General features: G+C 62.0%; 11 protein-coding genes. 4 read left to right on the forward strand and 7 right to left on the reverse strand.

Going from position 1 to position 14,366, the window contains the following annotated elements:
* Positions 1-252 precede the first annotated feature (252 nt).
* The gene (gene acnB / locus QRN46_RS26720; RefSeq protein ID WP_041475328.1) at positions 253-2,862 is read left to right on the forward strand and encodes a bifunctional aconitate hydratase 2/2-methylisocitrate dehydratase; all 2,610 of its coding nucleotides are present in this window, start codon (positions 253-255) and stop codon (positions 2,860-2,862) included.
* 251 nt (positions 2,863-3,113) lie between these two features.
* Here acnB and QRN46_RS26725 read toward each other — a convergent pair whose 3' ends face one another.
* Both QRN46_RS26725 and QRN46_RS26730 read right to left on the reverse strand, forming a co-directional pair.
* Positions 3,114-4,394, reverse strand: a complete 1,281-nt coding sequence (locus QRN46_RS26725; RefSeq protein WP_011334768.1) for an HAAAP family serine/threonine permease — start codon at positions 4,392-4,394, stop codon at positions 3,114-3,116.
* Between the two features lie 255 nt (positions 4,395-4,649).
* The gene (locus QRN46_RS26730; RefSeq protein ID WP_181457877.1) at positions 4,650-4,820 is read right to left on the reverse strand and encodes a hypothetical protein; all 171 of its coding nucleotides are present in this window, start codon (positions 4,818-4,820) and stop codon (positions 4,650-4,652) included.
* A 74-nt stretch (positions 4,821-4,894) separates the two neighbouring features.
* Between QRN46_RS26730 and QRN46_RS29205 the strand changes: the two genes are divergently transcribed.
* From QRN46_RS29205 to QRN46_RS26745, 3 genes are all read left to right on the forward strand, one after another.
* Positions 4,895-5,164, forward strand: a complete 270-nt coding sequence (locus QRN46_RS29205) for a hypothetical protein (RefSeq protein WP_011334770.1) — start codon at positions 4,895-4,897, stop codon at positions 5,162-5,164.
* 159 nt (positions 5,165-5,323) lie between these two features.
* Entirely contained in the window at positions 5,324-5,707 is a 384-nt protein-coding gene (locus tag QRN46_RS26740) for a tautomerase family protein (protein ID WP_011334771.1), read from the forward strand.
* Positions 5,708-5,879: 172 nt separating this feature from the next.
* Positions 5,880-6,848 carry a 2-hydroxyacid dehydrogenase gene (locus QRN46_RS26745; RefSeq protein ID WP_285358318.1) on the forward strand — a complete coding sequence of 323 codons (969 nt, stop codon included), beginning with the start codon at positions 5,880-5,882 and terminating at the stop codon, positions 6,846-6,848.
* Here the strand turns inward: QRN46_RS26745 and tssA are convergent.
* From tssA to QRN46_RS26770, 5 genes are read right to left on the reverse strand one after another with little or no spacing between them, the layout of a single operon-like run.
* Positions 6,845-7,933: a type VI secretion system protein TssA gene (tssA, locus tag QRN46_RS26750; protein ID WP_011334773.1), complete on the reverse strand. Its 1,089-nt coding sequence runs from the start codon at positions 7,931-7,933 to the stop codon at positions 6,845-6,847. The genes QRN46_RS26745 and tssA overlap by 4 nt on opposite strands.
* Positions 7,930-11,751 carry a type VI secretion system protein gene (locus QRN46_RS26755; RefSeq protein ID WP_011334774.1) on the reverse strand — a complete coding sequence of 1,274 codons (3,822 nt, stop codon included), beginning with the start codon at positions 11,749-11,751 and terminating at the stop codon, positions 7,930-7,932. Before QRN46_RS26755 ends, tssA begins: the two co-directional genes overlap by 4 nt.
* Positions 11,748-12,512, reverse strand: a complete 765-nt coding sequence (locus QRN46_RS26760) for a DotU/TssL family secretion system protein (RefSeq protein WP_011334775.1) — start codon at positions 12,510-12,512, stop codon at positions 11,748-11,750. Before QRN46_RS26760 ends, QRN46_RS26755 begins: the two co-directional genes overlap by 4 nt.
* 18 nt (positions 12,513-12,530) lie before the next feature.
* Positions 12,531-13,862, reverse strand: coding sequence for a type VI secretion system baseplate subunit TssK (gene tssK / locus QRN46_RS26765; protein WP_201819126.1), 1,332 nt, complete (start codon positions 13,860-13,862; stop codon positions 12,531-12,533).
* A gap of 46 nt (positions 13,863-13,908) precedes the next feature.
* On the reverse strand, positions 13,909-14,355 hold the full coding sequence (locus QRN46_RS26770; RefSeq protein ID WP_039767163.1) for a hypothetical protein: 447 nt from the start codon (positions 14,353-14,355) through the stop codon (positions 13,909-13,911).
* Positions 14,356-14,366 lie beyond the last annotated feature (11 nt).

Consider the following 14,366-nt stretch of genomic DNA (forward strand, 5'->3'; position numbering starts at 1 on the left):
TTTCAAAGCGTCACGAGCACAGTCGTTCCTTCAGAGCGGTGTTGGCGTAGGGTTTTTCCAGCGGGGAAAAGCCCAACGCCAACCCTCATCAGCTCCCCGTTCTGCAGGCGTAAAACTTTGAAAGCAGCTTCTGTAAGGAATGCCCGGTAATTCTGGCTAAGCGGCCCACAACGCCACGCAGCGCATGAGTACGAGCATTTCGGGATGAGCGTCCCGGACACCCATTTGGGACCACTGATGAGGGTAATAACTGTGCTTGAAGCCTACCGCAAACATATCGAAGAGCGTGCAGCCCTGGGTATCGTTCCCCAGCCGCTTAACGCCGAACAAACTGCAGGCCTGGTCGAGCTGCTGAAGAATCCTCCGGCTGGCGAAGAAGCTTTCCTCGTTGACCTGATCACCAATCGCGTACCACCAGGAGTGGACGAAGCCGCCTACGTCAAGGCCGGTTTCCTCTCCGCACTGGCCAAGGGCGAAGTATCCTCCCCTCTGCTGGACAAGAAGCGCGCTGTAGAACTGCTCGGCACCATGCAGGGCGGCTACAACATCGTGACCCTGGTTGAACTGCTGGACGACGCCGAGCTGGCGCCAGTGGCCGCCGAAGAACTCAAGCACACCCTGCTGATGTTCGATGCCTTCCACGACGTGGCTGAAAAAGCCAAGAACGGCAACGTTCACGCCAAGGCCGTACTGCAATCCTGGGCTGACGGCGAGTGGTTCAAGAAGCGCCCGGTGCTGGCCGACAAGATCAGCCTGCGCGTCTTCAAGGTCACCGGCGAAACCAACACCGACGACCTGTCCCCTGCCCCAGACGCCTGGTCGCGTCCTGACATCCCGCTGCACGCCCTGGCCATGCTGAAAATGGCCCGTGACGGCATCGTTCCGGACGAGCAAGGCAAGACCGGCCCGATGAAGCAGATCGAAGAAATGCGCGGCCAGGGCTTCCCTATCGCTTACGTCGGTGACGTGGTCGGTACCGGTTCCTCGCGTAAATCGGCGACCAACTCGGTGCTGTGGTTCTTCGGCGACGACATCCCTTACGTGCCGAACAAGCGCGCTGGCGGTTTCTGCTTCGGCAGCAAAATCGCTCCGATCTTCTACAACACCATGGAAGATGCCGGCGCACTGCCAATCGAGTTCGACGTATCGAACATGAACATGGGCGACGTGATCGACCTGTACCCGCACGCTGGCAAAGTCTGCAAGCACGGTACCGACGAAGTCATCACCACCTTCGAAATGAAGACCCCGGTCCTGCTGGACGAAGTCCGCGCCGGCGGCCGTATCCCGCTGATCATCGGCCGTGGCCTGACCGAGAAGGCTCGCGCCGAACTGGGTCTGCCAGCGTTCGACCTGTTCAAGAAGCCGGAAGCACCGGCTGAAAGCACCAAGGGCTTCACCCTGGCGCAGAAAATGGTCGGCAAGGCTTGCGGTCTGGCAGAAGGCAAAGGCGTTCGTCCTGGCACCTACTGCGAACCGAAGATGACCACCGTAGGTTCTCAGGACACCACCGGTCCAATGACCCGTGACGAACTGAAAGACCTGGCGTGCCTGGGCTTCTCCGCTGATCTGGTGATGCAGTCCTTCTGCCACACCGCGGCTTATCCAAAGCCGATCGACGTGACCACCCACCACACCCTGCCTGACTTCATCATGACCCGCGGCGGTGTTTCCCTGCGTCCGGGCGACGGCATCATCCACTCGTGGCTGAACCGCATGCTGCTGCCGGACACCGTCGGCACCGGTGGTGACTCGCACACCCGTTTCCCGATGGGCATCTCGTTCCCGGCCGGTTCCGGCCTGGTCGCGTTCGCCGCTGCCACCGGCGTCATGCCGCTGGACATGCCGGAGTCGATCCTGGTGCGCTTCAAAGGCAAAATGAAACCTGGCATCACCCTGCGTGACCTGGTTCATGCCATCCCCTACTTCGCCATCCAGAACGGTCTGCTGACCGTCGAGAAGAAAGGCAAGAAAAACGCCTTCTCCGGCCGCATCCTGGAAATCGAAGGCCTGGAAGGTCTGACCCTGGAACAGGCGTTCGAACTGTCCGACGCCTCGGCCGAACGTTCGGCTGCCGGTTGCACCATCAAGCTGTCGAAAGAGTCGATCACCGAGTACCTGCAGTCCAACATCACCCTGCTGCGCTGGATGATCGGCGAAGGCTACGGCGATGCGCGTACCCTGGAGCGTCGTGCTCAAGCGATGGAAGCCTGGATCGCCAACCCGCAACTGATGGAAGCCGATGCCGACGCCGAATACGCCGAAGTCATCGAAATCGATCTGGCCGACATCAGCGAGCCTGTACTGTGCGCGCCGAACGACCCGGACGACGCCCGTCTGCTGTCCAGCGTTGCTGGCGAGAAGATCGACGAGGTGTTCATCGGTTCGTGCATGACCAACATCGGTCACTTCCGCGCTGCCGGTAAACTGCTGGATCAGGTCAAGGGTCAGCTGCCAACCCGTCTGTGGCTGTCGCCACCGACCAAGATGGACGCTCACCAACTGACCGAAGAAGGCTACTACGGCATCTACGGCAAGGCCGGCGCCCGCATGGAAATGCCAGGCTGCTCGCTGTGCATGGGTAACCAGGCACGCGTTGAGCCGAACAGCACCGTGGTGTCGACCTCGACCCGTAACTTCCCGAACCGTCTGGGCGACGGCGCGAACGTCTACCTGGCCTCGGCCGAGCTGGCGTCCGTTGCTTCGATCCTGGGTCGCCTGCCGACCGTCGAGGAGTACATGGAATACGCTGGCAAGATCGACAGCATGGCGGCCGACGTTTACCGCTACCTGTCCTTCGACCAGATTGCCGAGTTCCGTGAAGCTGCTGCGAACGCCAAGATCCCTGTCGTTCAAGCCTAACGCTGCAACGCAATGAAGAACGCCGCCCATCGTAAGATGAGCGGCGTTTTTTTATGCCTCCGCGTTGATCGTTCCCACGCTCTGCGTGGGACGCTCTGCGTCCTGAACCGTGACGCAGAGCGTCACAAGAGGCATTCCCACGCAGAGCGTGGGAACGATCAATCAATGCTGTGCAGGCACAAAAAAGGCCGACCTGCGAGGCAGGTCGGCCTTTCTGTTTCACAAGATCAAACGGGATCCTGTGTTGAACCTCAAGCAGTCAGCGAGTAGATCAACGCCGAAATCGCCACCAGACCCACTGCGGTGACAAACACGTTCGACATCTGCCCACGATAACGGGCCATCGCCGGCACTTTGCGGATCGCGTACATCGGCATCAGGAACAGGATCGCCGCGATGACCGGGCCACCGATGGTTTCGATCATGCCGAGGATGCTCGGGTTCAGGGTCGCCACGATCCAGCACACTACCAGCATGAACGCCGCCACAATGCGATCCAGCGCCTTGGCGCCCGGACGCTTGCCGCTTTTGACGATCAAGCCTTTCAGGCCTTCGCTGGCACCGATGTAGTGACCGAGGAACGACTTGGAGATGGCCACGAACGCAATCAGCGGCGCCGCGAACGCGATGGTCGGGTTGCTGAAGTGGTTGGCCAGGTACGACAGGATCGACAGGTTCTGCGCCTTGGCTTGCGCCAGTTGCTCCGGCGACAGGGTCAGTACGCAGCTGAAGACGAAGAACAGCACCATCACCACCATCAACAGGTGGGCGCGGGACAGGATCTGCGAGCTGCGCTCGTCGGCGTGGACGCCGTAACGACGCTTCTGGTCCACCGCAAACGCCGAGATGATCGGCGAGTGGTTGAACGAGAACACCATCACCGGAATCGCCAGCCACAGCGTGTGCAGCAGCGCCGACGGCGCCGGCACTTGCGAAGCGGTGGTCAGGATGCCGCCGTTCCAGTGCGGAATCAGATACACCGCCAGGAACAGCAGCGCGACGATGAACGGATACACCATCAGGCTCATGGCCTTGACGATCACTTGCTCGCCGCAGCGCACCACGGCCAGCAGGCCGAGAATCAGCACGAACGACAGCAGCGCGCGCGGTGGCTGCGTGATGTGCAGTTGGTGCTCGAGGAAACTGGCGACCGTGTTGGTCAGGCCAACGCTGTAGATCAGCAGGATCGGGAAGATAGCGAAGAAGTACAGCAGGGTGATCAGCGCGCCGGCCTTGATGCCGAAATGCTGTTCCACCACGTCTGTGATGTCGGCGCCTTCGCGACCGGAAAGCACGAAGCGGGTCAGGCCGCGGTGTGCGTAAAACGTCATCGGGAAGGCCAGCAGCGCGAGGATCACCAGCGGCCAGAAGCCACCCAGACCTGCGTTGATCGGCAAAAACAGGGTACCGGCGCCGATGGCCGTCCCAAACAGTCCCAACATCCAGGTAGTGTCATGGCGATTCCAGCTCGACAGTTCGGCTGGTGCTGCCGCCTCAAAGCGTTGTTCGACGCTATTGGCCTGATCATTCATCCGGTCGGATCTCCGCATTCCGGTCACTTGCCACTCGGTCAGGACGCGTCGGAAAAAACCGACAGACATGCTCCGGCCGAAACAGGGGCGCGATTCTCCGCGATAAATGAGCAGAAGCAAAGACTTAGCTGAGGAATGGTTGTACGGATCAGATCGGAGGCTTGTCGTTTTCAGGAAAAATCCTGTCGGCGCCAGATACGCGACATGTCGTTTTATGACATGCACCGGCGCCGAATGAGCCATGGGAAAGCCCGATCAGATCGATCGGGCCAATATGAAGCCGAGGAACATGCAAAAGATGCCCAGACCCATCAACCCCCAGATCGGGCGCATTTCTTTCCTGTTTTTGATGCGTATTTTTTCGGCCCACTCATCGTGTTCGCGTTCCAGTTGTTCCATTCTGGCTTTGGCGTCATAGGTGCTCATATGGATTTCCTTTTGGGTCATGTGTCTGAAGATTGCGAAAACGAACGCTCAAAACTTGAAAAAGACGCCTGCCAATGCCGCGCTTGCCGTCAACACGCCGGCCACCACCGCGACTGGATAAAAATACGTCTCCCAAGTTCCGCCAGAAGCTTCTGCCGCTCAGCTATCAGTTTTCGCGTTTCGTTATGCAGCCTGTCGAGTTCCAGGTTTTCGCGGTTGTTCTGAAGCATTGGCCTTCCCTGGCTGATGGCTATTTCCGTCCGGATTACTGCTTCGTCATGAAGAACGCATCCCGCCCTGCTCTCTATAATTCCGCGCTTCTCACCCTGCCGTATAGCGGATGAGTCCGGCAGCACTCGTAGGCAACATCCGTAAATCCCGCAGGACGGTGCGTCCATTTCCTAACGTTTTTAAACAACCTCACCGACTGGCATTTTTCGGCTATACCCAATGGCGAATTGACCGACATACCCGTCCAGCCCCCTCGCCTGTGGAGCCATCCCATGCCTCTCGTCCGCGTCGACATCAAGAAAAACCCGGACCCGACGTTCGCCAAACGCATTGGCGAAGTGATCTACGCCGCCCTGCGCAGCGAGATCAATGTGCCGGAACACGACAATTTCCAGGTGCTGGCCGAGCACGACGACCAGCACTTCGTCTATGACCCGCAATACCTGGGGATCAAGCGCAGCGACGGCATCGTGTTCATCCAGCTGACCATCAGCGAAGGCCGCACCGTGGAAATGAAACAACGGCTGTTCCAGACCATCGCGCGCAACCTGAACCAGCAACTGGCCGTGCGTCAGGAGGATGTGTTCATCAATCTGGTGGAGGTGAAAAAAGAGAACTGGTCGTTCGGCAACGGCATCGCCCAGTACGTGACCTGATCCTGTGACCACCGGCGCCGACATCACCTTCTGACGAAGCACCCGCGCACTCCCCGCGTCAGCTCCTACACTGCCTGATGCGGGGCCGCGCCAGCCATTGCCAAACCGCTCTGGAATCAGCACTCTGAACCGACTTTTGCGCCCGAAGACCGACGATCACAGGAGCCGAGCAATGCCCGCCACCGTTCTGGTACTGGTTGAAACCATCAATGACTATTTGCCGATCCTCGAACGTCAGGGTTTTCACCTGATTCTCGCGCCGACCCCAGCCGAACGCGCGCAAGCCATCGCCACCCACGGGGCGCGGATCGACGCGGTACTGACCCGTGGCCCGCTGGGCTTATATGCTGAAGAAATCGCGGCCTTGCCCGCGCTGAAAATCATCTGCGTGATCGGCGCCGGTTACGAGCAGGTCGACCTGCAGGCCGCCAGTGACCGTGGGCTGACCGTGACCAACGGCGCCGGCGTCAACGCTTCGTCGGTGGCCGACCACGCCATGGCGATGCTGCTGGCGCTGGTGCGCGACATCCCGCGCTGCGATGAGGCGGTGCGTCGGGGCGAGTGGCCGAAGATCATGCGCCCGTCGCTGGCCGGCAAGCGCCTGGGCATTCTCGGTCTGGGCGCGGTGGGGATGGCGATTGCCAAACGCGCGGGCCTGGGCTTCGACATGGAGATCAGCTACCACAACCGTCAGGTGCGCAGCGACGTGCCTTACGCGTTCTGCTCGACCCCGACCGAACTGGCCCGGGCCTCGGATTTTCTGGTAGTCGCCACGCCCGGCGGCATCGGCAGCCAGCATCTGGTGACCCGCCCGGTGCTCGATGCTTTGGGTCCCAACGGTTTTATCGTCAACATTGCCCGCGCCAGCGTGATCGCCACCGCCGATCTGATCAGCGCGCTGGAACAACGGCGAATTGCCGGCGCAGCGCTGGATGTGTTCGATCACGAGCCGCAAGTACCCGATGCGCTGAAGAGCCTGAGCAATGTGCTTCTCACCCCGCACGTCGCCGGGCTGTCACCGGAAGCCACTCAAGGCACCGTGGAGCTGGTGGGCAAGAATCTGGTGGCGTTCTTCTCCGGGCAACCGGTGCTGACGCCGCTGCAGTTGCCGCCGAAACTGAACAACCAGCGCGTGCACTAAAGCACGCCGAGCAAAGTCCACAGACGCCGGGATTCGGCGTCTGCCGAAATCAGCTCGCCGAGCAGCTCGCTTAACGGCTTGTTGCCCCATTCCACCCCGCGCCGGATCAGATACGGCACCGGGCTGTGGGGTTCGGTGCGGGCCAGGTACTCGGCGATCAGCAGCAATTGCCGATAAGCCTCTTCTCGACTGGCCGGTTCGCGCGGCACTGGCGCGGCTTCGGGCGTGGCCGCGACAGACGCTTCAACCGGTGAGACTGCGACCGGCGCAGGCGGCGGTGCCGACAGTGGTTGTTGTGGGTGCATGGCGATGAACTCCTGAACCAGTGTCAACAACGCTTGAAGGGTGTCCTGCAACGGACCGAGCCCCGGCCCCTGATCTCCCAGATACGCATCGCACCAGGCATCCAGACGCTGCAGGTGTTGCAGGCTCAGCAGCAGATTGCCTTGATGGCGCAGCCAGAACGCCATGGGCGTGGCCCGCACCTGCTCGATGAGCTTCTTGTGTTCGCTGCGCGCAGTTTCGGCCGACGCCTTGGCGCCTTTGGAGTCGTTGGCCTGCACCTGCTGCACCTGAATCCGCCGCCAGGTTTCGAGGGTATAACTCTCAAAATCGCTGTTGTTGGCGCCAAATAAAGGCACCCGGGTCAGCAGTACTTCACTGTAGCGACGCACCAGCCATTCCAGCGGAATCGCCCGCCACGACTGGTCACCGTCGCCGGCCTGCGGGTGCAAATGTTCGGGATAGCGCTCACACAGACCGGTGATCAGCGCCAGACTGCCCGGCAGTCCATCGAGTGCCTGCAAATGCAGCCAGGCCTCGCCCAGCCAGGCACTGAGCATCAGGTCCTTGCTGCGCTCGAGCAATAGCGTGGTGGTCAACCGCTCGACTTCCGGCCAGTTGGCCCGTTTCAGGGTCGACTGCCAGACACCCGTGGGCAGACTCGCGTCGTCCTCGCGGCGCAGATCGCGCAACTGGTCGTACTCGCGCTCATAACGCAGATCCGCACCACAGGGCGCATCGTCGCTGATGGGCGCAAGCAACTGATCGATCAGGTCCGGCAACGGGGTCGAGGGCAGGCTCACAAATCCTCCTTCTGGGCTTCAAGGGCGGCGGTGGTGCCGGTCACCTGGAACGGTGAACGCGGCGCGCGGGTCGGCAACGGCGGAATCGACAACGGCAGTTTCGAGCCCTGGCTCATCAGCGACACGCGCACGAACATCCGGGTGAATTCGCTGGTCACGCTGTCATTCTGCGCGGTAACCGGCAGGCGCAGGCTCAACGGAAAATCGGTGTAATCCATGCTCGGCTGGCGTTGTACCGAGAAGTGCGCACGCATCAGGCGCAGCAGCGACCACGGCCCGCCATACTCCCAGCCGGCCTCCAGATCGCGCACCACCAGGTTTGGTTGCAGCGGGTCGTTGACCGGACGCTCCTTGCCGTTGCGCGCCCAGCGCAGGGTCAGGCGGATCGGCTGGCCGGGCATCCAGCGCAGGTTCGGCTGATCGGCAGCGGGATAGTTGATCTGCTGATTGCCGGCCAGCAAGCCCCAGGCAATCACCTGATCGGCGCCCTTCTCTTCTTCGCGATCAGTGCGCCAGCGCACGTCCAGCTCGACGCCGAGAATCCCGCTCTTGTCGCGTACGAACAGCGGCGTCAGCCAGACGCTGGCCTGTTTCACCCGGTTGAGAAAATCTTCCGCCGCCAGCCGCTCCGGGGTCTGGCTCAGGACCAGTCCGGCCTGGGCCACCGGCAAGCGCTTGTCGATGATTTCCAGAAAGTGCTGGACCCGCGCCGGGTCGGCATCCTGCGCCTGCACGCCGTTGGCGAACGGAAAGCGGTCAGCCAGGTACTGATTGAAGTAGCCGGCCAGTTCGTTCCACGCGGCAGCCGCCTGTTGCTGTTGCAGAAACTGGCAGCGTTGCAGGGCCGACTGTTGCAACTCCACCGCCCGCATCGCCAGGGTGCCGCGCCCGCCGGTCAGATTGGCGGTCTGCAACACCTGCACGCAGGAGCCGGTGTCCATTTCAATGAAGTCGCGGCTGACCAGTTGCTCGATCTGCGCCGGCGAACTGGCCGGGTTGGAATCCTTGTACTTGAGCAATTCGTCGTTGAGCGCGCTGAACTGGGTCACGCGCTCGTAATCCAGCGCCGACAGATTGCCCTGCTGGGTCTTCAACCATTCCAGCGCCGGGGCGCGACGCTCGGTGATGCCGAGCATGGTGTTGAATTGCTGCTTGAGGCTCAGCTTCAGATCCTGCACGTCGCTCGCGCCATAGAGTTGCAGGCCGAGGTTTTTCGAGCCGTCCCACTGGCTGATTTCCGTGCGGCCACCGAACAGCGGCTGCGCGGTGATTTCATCCAGCCCGCCAACGATCTGCGCCATCGCCCGGCGATTCAAGGCCCCTTGCAGACGCGCCGCCAGATCACTGCGATGGACTTCGATAAAGGCTTTTTGCAGGTTCATCGCCTGTACCGCCTGCACGTTGAACACCGCGTAAGGATGAGTCTGATCATCATGATCCTTGAGACTCAACCACATCGCCTGTGCGGCGGCGGTTTCGGCCGCTTGCAGCAATGCTTCACGGTAGGCCGGCGGAATGCGCGGCAGCTCTTCGGCAACGTAGTTCTTGTAGCTGGCGAAATAATTCAGCGACTCGTTGAGGTCATCGCCATCCACGGTCTGGCCTTGCCGGTTGACGCTGTCCTGGCTGGCACGCAGGGCAATTGAAACGAAGTCACGCTTGAACAGCGCCTGCACCGCGTTGTTGAGCTTGACCACCTGATCCTGCAATGCCAGTTGCCCGCTGCCCTGCTGCACCAGCAGATTGCCCCGCGAACCCACTTGGGCGATCCATTGATCGCGAAAACTCTGCTGCAACTTGCCGGCCTGCGCATCGAGCTGCTGTTCCACGGCCGGGCCGAGCAATGAACTCTTGCGCACCTTGTCGAGAAACTCGCGATAACCCGGCACCAGCTCCTGCCCCTTGCCGCGACTCCAGGTCGAGTTGGTCAGGGCGATCGCCGCTTGCAAGTCATCGATCAGCGCGCGCAGGTCTTCCAGTTCGGCAAGGCTGTTGCCACTCCCGGCTTCAAGCTGTTCCAGATGCAACTTGAGGTAGCCGGCCTTGCTGACGAAGTTGTCGGCCAGAAAATACTGATCGAGCCAGCGCTCCATAAGCCCGGTGAAATTGCTGACGATCAACGGCCGTTCAACGCTCAGATCCAGCGCCTGCAAGTCGCCGCCATCACTGGCCGCCAGCAGCCGGTTGTAGTAGGCGGCATGGGGCAAGGTGCCGACGTTGAGGTTGAGTGACAGCGCGCTGTTGCTCAGTTGCGCCAGATCTTCCAGCGGCGCCCGCTGATCGTTCTGCACTTGGGCGAACAACTGGTTCTGTTGTTCCAGACGCAAGGCTCGCTCGACCAGATCCGTGGCCTTCTGATAATTCTGCCACTGCGCCGGGTCTTCGCTTTCGACGCTGGTGCGCCGGTCGGTGGCGCGGATCGCCTTGATTTTCGCCAGCTCCGCGACCAGCAGATCGTGCAGCGGTTGCAGCATGTGGCGCTGGGTCGACCTGAACACTTCCTGTTCGAGTCGCCCGTCCAGCGAGGAAAACCACGACGTCGGAAAGGCCAGCGAAACGTAGTGCCAGTGCGGCGCCCGTTCCAGCACCCGCCAGAAGTTCTGCACGTTGCGCCGGGTCGGCTCGACCCGATGCTCGTCATCGATCACCGCCACGTAATTCTTCTGCGCGCCTTGCAGCAGCCGCGCCAGTTCATGCGCGTCCTTGACCGACGCCTGCCAGACCCAGAGCATCGCCACCGCCCAGACCACCCCGACCACCAGCGCCACCCCGGCAGTCACTCGTTGCCAGCGCTGGCGCAAGCGCAACAGGCGCGGCACGCCTTGGGCCAGTCCACGTTCGCCGACTATTCGCTGGCGCCACAACTGACGCACAAACGCACTTTGCTGCAGGCCGCTGTCATCGGCAGAAAAACCGTCCAGCGCATCATCGGCCGGCTGATTGGCCGTCAGGTAAACGCCACGAAAACACGGTGCCTCGCCCTGAGCGTTGCCTTGAAAAACCGGTTCCAGCACGTTCTGCAAACCACGCCGCAGAGTTTCCAGACGTTCCGGCAAGGCGTACAGATCCGCACTCAAATGCCCGGACAAGGTGCCGATTTCGATCACCGCCTCCGCCACCGCGCGGTGTAGCCGATCCAGCGCCTGATCGCTCCATTGCCCCTGCCACACTGCATCGCGGGCATAGGGCGACGACCAGCCCAAGGTGCGATCGCGAGCCTCGTCCGGCAACGCGCTGATCAGTTCCTGAAATCCCGGCAGTTCTTCCAGCCCGGTGATGACCACGTACACCGGCAGGCTCAGACCAAAGCGCTGCAACAGATCGATGAAACGCCGACGCGCCGCCAGACCGAGTTGCGTGGCCTGCTCCAGATTGCTCAACCGACTGACCGGCACTGTCCAGATCACCCCGTCCAGCGGGCGCTTGCTGCGCAGGCGCAGGATCAACCCGAGCAGACGCCACCAGCCGCCGCGTTGCAGGTGCATGCCGTCTTCCGGCAGAAACAGCGCCTGCGGCACCACCAGCACCGCGCCTTCGGAGTCCGACCACCAACGGCCGAACCACGCCGGTTTGTCGGTGGGTTGCAAACGCCATTGAGTGGCGAGCTGGGCGCCCTGGGTTTCATCGCCGAGCATCAGCAGCCACGGCATCTGATAACGGTCGTGGGCGCCCTGCTCCTGCTCCATGTGCCGCACGGCGGCGTAGAAACTGCGAATCGCCGCGCCGCTCTGGGTGCGCAGCCACCACACCGCCACCGCGATGATCACCAGCAGCAGAAGGATGGCGACCACCCAGGCCACGATCGTCAGGGTACTCATGAGTCTTGCTCCGGCGCCGCCAGCGTGTCGGGCGCCTGCAACACCGGCTCCAGTTCCTGGCGGATGTCACGCCACAGAAACTGCCCGAGCCCGGTCAGCAGCAGAATCATCGCCAGAATGCCCAGCGCCAGACGAAAGCCATCGGGCAACGCCGTGCGTACCGGCAACTGCAAGGGTGTCGCCATCGAGGGCTGTACCAGTCGCTGACTGACAGCGGCGTAATCGGCCTCGTCCTGCCAGGCAAACGTGAACAGGGCCCGCCGCCATTTTTCCCGTTGCACCTGGCCCTGCTCACCGCGCAGGCGTCCGTGGAAACCGAGGATCAGGCACTGCAAATACACGTTGGCCAGATCGCGGGTGGTGGGCTGCTGTTCATCGAGTAGGGTCTGGATCGCCGCCGGCACTTGTTCGCCGGCCTGACGGCTGGAGTACAGTCGCGACTCCAAGGGCTTTTCCTGCCAGGCGCTTTGGCCTGGCCACGGGCTGAACAGCAGGGTCTCATCGACCAGTGCGACAAAGGCATACACCAGCGCCTTGACCTGTTCAGTCGCCGAATCGCCGACCCGGGCAAACGCGGTGCGCCACAGCCGTTGCGAAGCCTGGGTCGAGAGCTCGACCACGGTTTCGACCAGCGCAGCTTCGTCCTCGCTGTCCTTGGGCAACTGGCTCCAGTCCTGCGACCACTGCTGCCACGTCTGGCGGAACGCACTGCTCAGCGGAGCGTCCTGCAACCCGAGGCTTGCGGCACTTCCTTGCGACATACGACGTTCCTTGTGTGATCAGGCACGTTCACTGTTCTGGGCGACAAACAACACCACTTGCCACGGGCTGCTGGTCAGCTTGGTGGCCGGCGCGGCGATCATCAGCGGCAGTTGCGCGTCGAACCAGCTGCCTTCGGCGGTCACCACGAACAGCCGGGTGTCGTCGCCGACGCTGTAGGCCACCTGTTCGCTGCGGCTCATGGCCTGATGCGTCAGACCGCTCATCCGTTGACGGCTGAGCAAGGCAATGTGCGGCGCCGAAGCGATGATCGCGCCGCGCAGCCATTCGCCGGCCGCCTGCTCGCTGGCACCGTTGGGCATGCGCAGGCCAATGACCAGACGCTGGCTCGGTTGCTCGTCCGGCAACTGAATGGAAAAGCTCTGCTCACCGCGCTCGAACGCGATGCTGCGGTAACCGGCGCGGATCAGTTCCAGGGTGTTTTCCAGCCAGTCGAGCAGCGGATCGTAACCGCGCTGCAATTCGAGAAAATCCAGTGGCGCAAAAGCCGGCACACCCGCCAGCGGATCCAGCGCCGACCACGCACCGGCGAGTCCCAGCAATTGCACATAAATGCTTTGCGGATGAGCGACACGGCTGATCAGCGCCCCTTCCACCTCCGGCAAGCGCGCCCACAACGCCGTCATCTGCCGACGGATTTCCAGCGCGTCATCCTGATTGCCGGCCTGCTGCGCCTGGCGCAATCGCCCGCCGAGAAACAGGCACTTCTCCCGCGCCCTCGCGCAGAGCCCGACCACCCGCCGACCCAATGGGGATTCTGGCAGCAGGACCGGTGTCGGCGGCGTGTACGGCAACGGCAGGAAACCGCCGCCCTCCTTGCGGATTTTCAGCAGCGGCAGGCAGATTGAATCGGCTTTGTTGAGTTGCGTACACAGCCGTGGATTGGGACGCCACACCGTGATCGATTCAGGAAATTCGCCGCTGGTGAGATCCGGTAACGCCTCGCCGACCACCGATTGCAGACGCCCCTTGAGCGGCAGCAACTGACCGGCGCGCCACAGCGGACTGATCGCCAGATAGACCGTCACCGTCGCATCGTCCGTGGCGTCGATCGCGGCAGCGACGTCCAGCTCCAGCGTCGGGTCGACGCCGACTTGCAGATTGACCGGCAGACCGTCCGGCATCGTCCCTTGCAACGACAGCACCCGCACCACGCCGGCGCTCATCGCCGACGGATCGAACTCCATGTGGCTGACGCCGAAAAACCACGGATTGCACGCCTGAGCCAGATGCGCGCCGAGCGCCTCGGCCCGCAGGCCCTGTAACTGAAAATGCTGGGGCAGCAATTGCATGCCTTCATGCCAGCAGACCGCGTCAGGTAGCAGACTCATACGACTCCCTTCGACTGCACCGCGAACCGGCGGCGGACGGTGTGTTTCAGTTTTCCTTGCTGACCAGGCTCATCTCGCGACTGTCGAACTTGAGCCATGCATCGCTCTGATCGTCCAGCCGCAGGCGGTGCGCTCCGGGAGTGTTATAGCTGGCGAAGACCAAAAGTCCAGCCGCCCGCTTGCCCCCCAAAGGGAACGGCTGGCGGTCGATGAATTGCCCCGGCACCAGCTCCAGTCCCCACACGCTCATCAGCTGACGATAGTCACGCTGATACTGCTCGCGCTCGGCAAACCACTGACGGGCACTGATGCCCGACAGTTGCTTGAGCAGATCCGGATCGTTGACCGCGATGAAGTCCACGGCGATCGGGGTGTCGTCATTGGCCTTGGGCGCGACGTCGAGGGTCAGGCTGTCGAGATCCACTTTCGGCCCGAAAAACGAACAGCCGGCGAGCAGCGCGAACCCGATCGTTAGAAAAAGTCGTGCAGACAAAATGAATTTTC

Source organism: Pseudomonas sp. lyk4-R2A-10, assembly GCF_030209075.1.
In the GTDB taxonomy this organism is placed as follows: domain Bacteria; phylum Pseudomonadota; class Gammaproteobacteria; order Pseudomonadales; family Pseudomonadaceae; genus Aquipseudomonas; species Aquipseudomonas glycinae.

What these genes read in the sequence shown, in the direction of transcription:
- QRN46_RS26725 (WP_011334768.1), bottom strand. Translation starts at nt 4,394, where the DNA reads ATGAATGATCAGGCCAATAGCGTCGAACAACGCTTTGAGGCGGCAGCA.
- QRN46_RS26730 (WP_181457877.1), bottom strand. Translation starts at nt 4,820, where the DNA reads ATGAGCACCTATGACGCCAAAGCCAGAATGGAACAACTGGAACGCGAA.
- QRN46_RS29205 (WP_011334770.1), top strand. Translation starts at nt 4,895, where the DNA reads ATGCCGCGCTTGCCGTCAACACGCCGGCCACCACCGCGACTGGATAAA.
- QRN46_RS26740 (WP_011334771.1), top strand. Translation starts at nt 5,324, where the DNA reads ATGCCTCTCGTCCGCGTCGACATCAAGAAAAACCCGGACCCGACGTTC.
- QRN46_RS26745 (WP_285358318.1), top strand. Translation starts at nt 5,880, where the DNA reads ATGCCCGCCACCGTTCTGGTACTGGTTGAAACCATCAATGACTATTTG.
- QRN46_RS26755 (WP_011334774.1), bottom strand. Translation starts at nt 11,751, where the DNA reads ATGAGTACCCTGACGATCGTGGCCTGGGTGGTCGCCATCCTTCTGCTG.
- QRN46_RS26760 (WP_011334775.1), bottom strand. Translation starts at nt 12,512, where the DNA reads ATGTCGCAAGGAAGTGCCGCAAGCCTCGGGTTGCAGGACGCTCCGCTG.
- tssK (WP_201819126.1), bottom strand. Translation starts at nt 13,862, where the DNA reads ATGAGTCTGCTACCTGACGCGGTCTGCTGGCATGAAGGCATGCAATTG.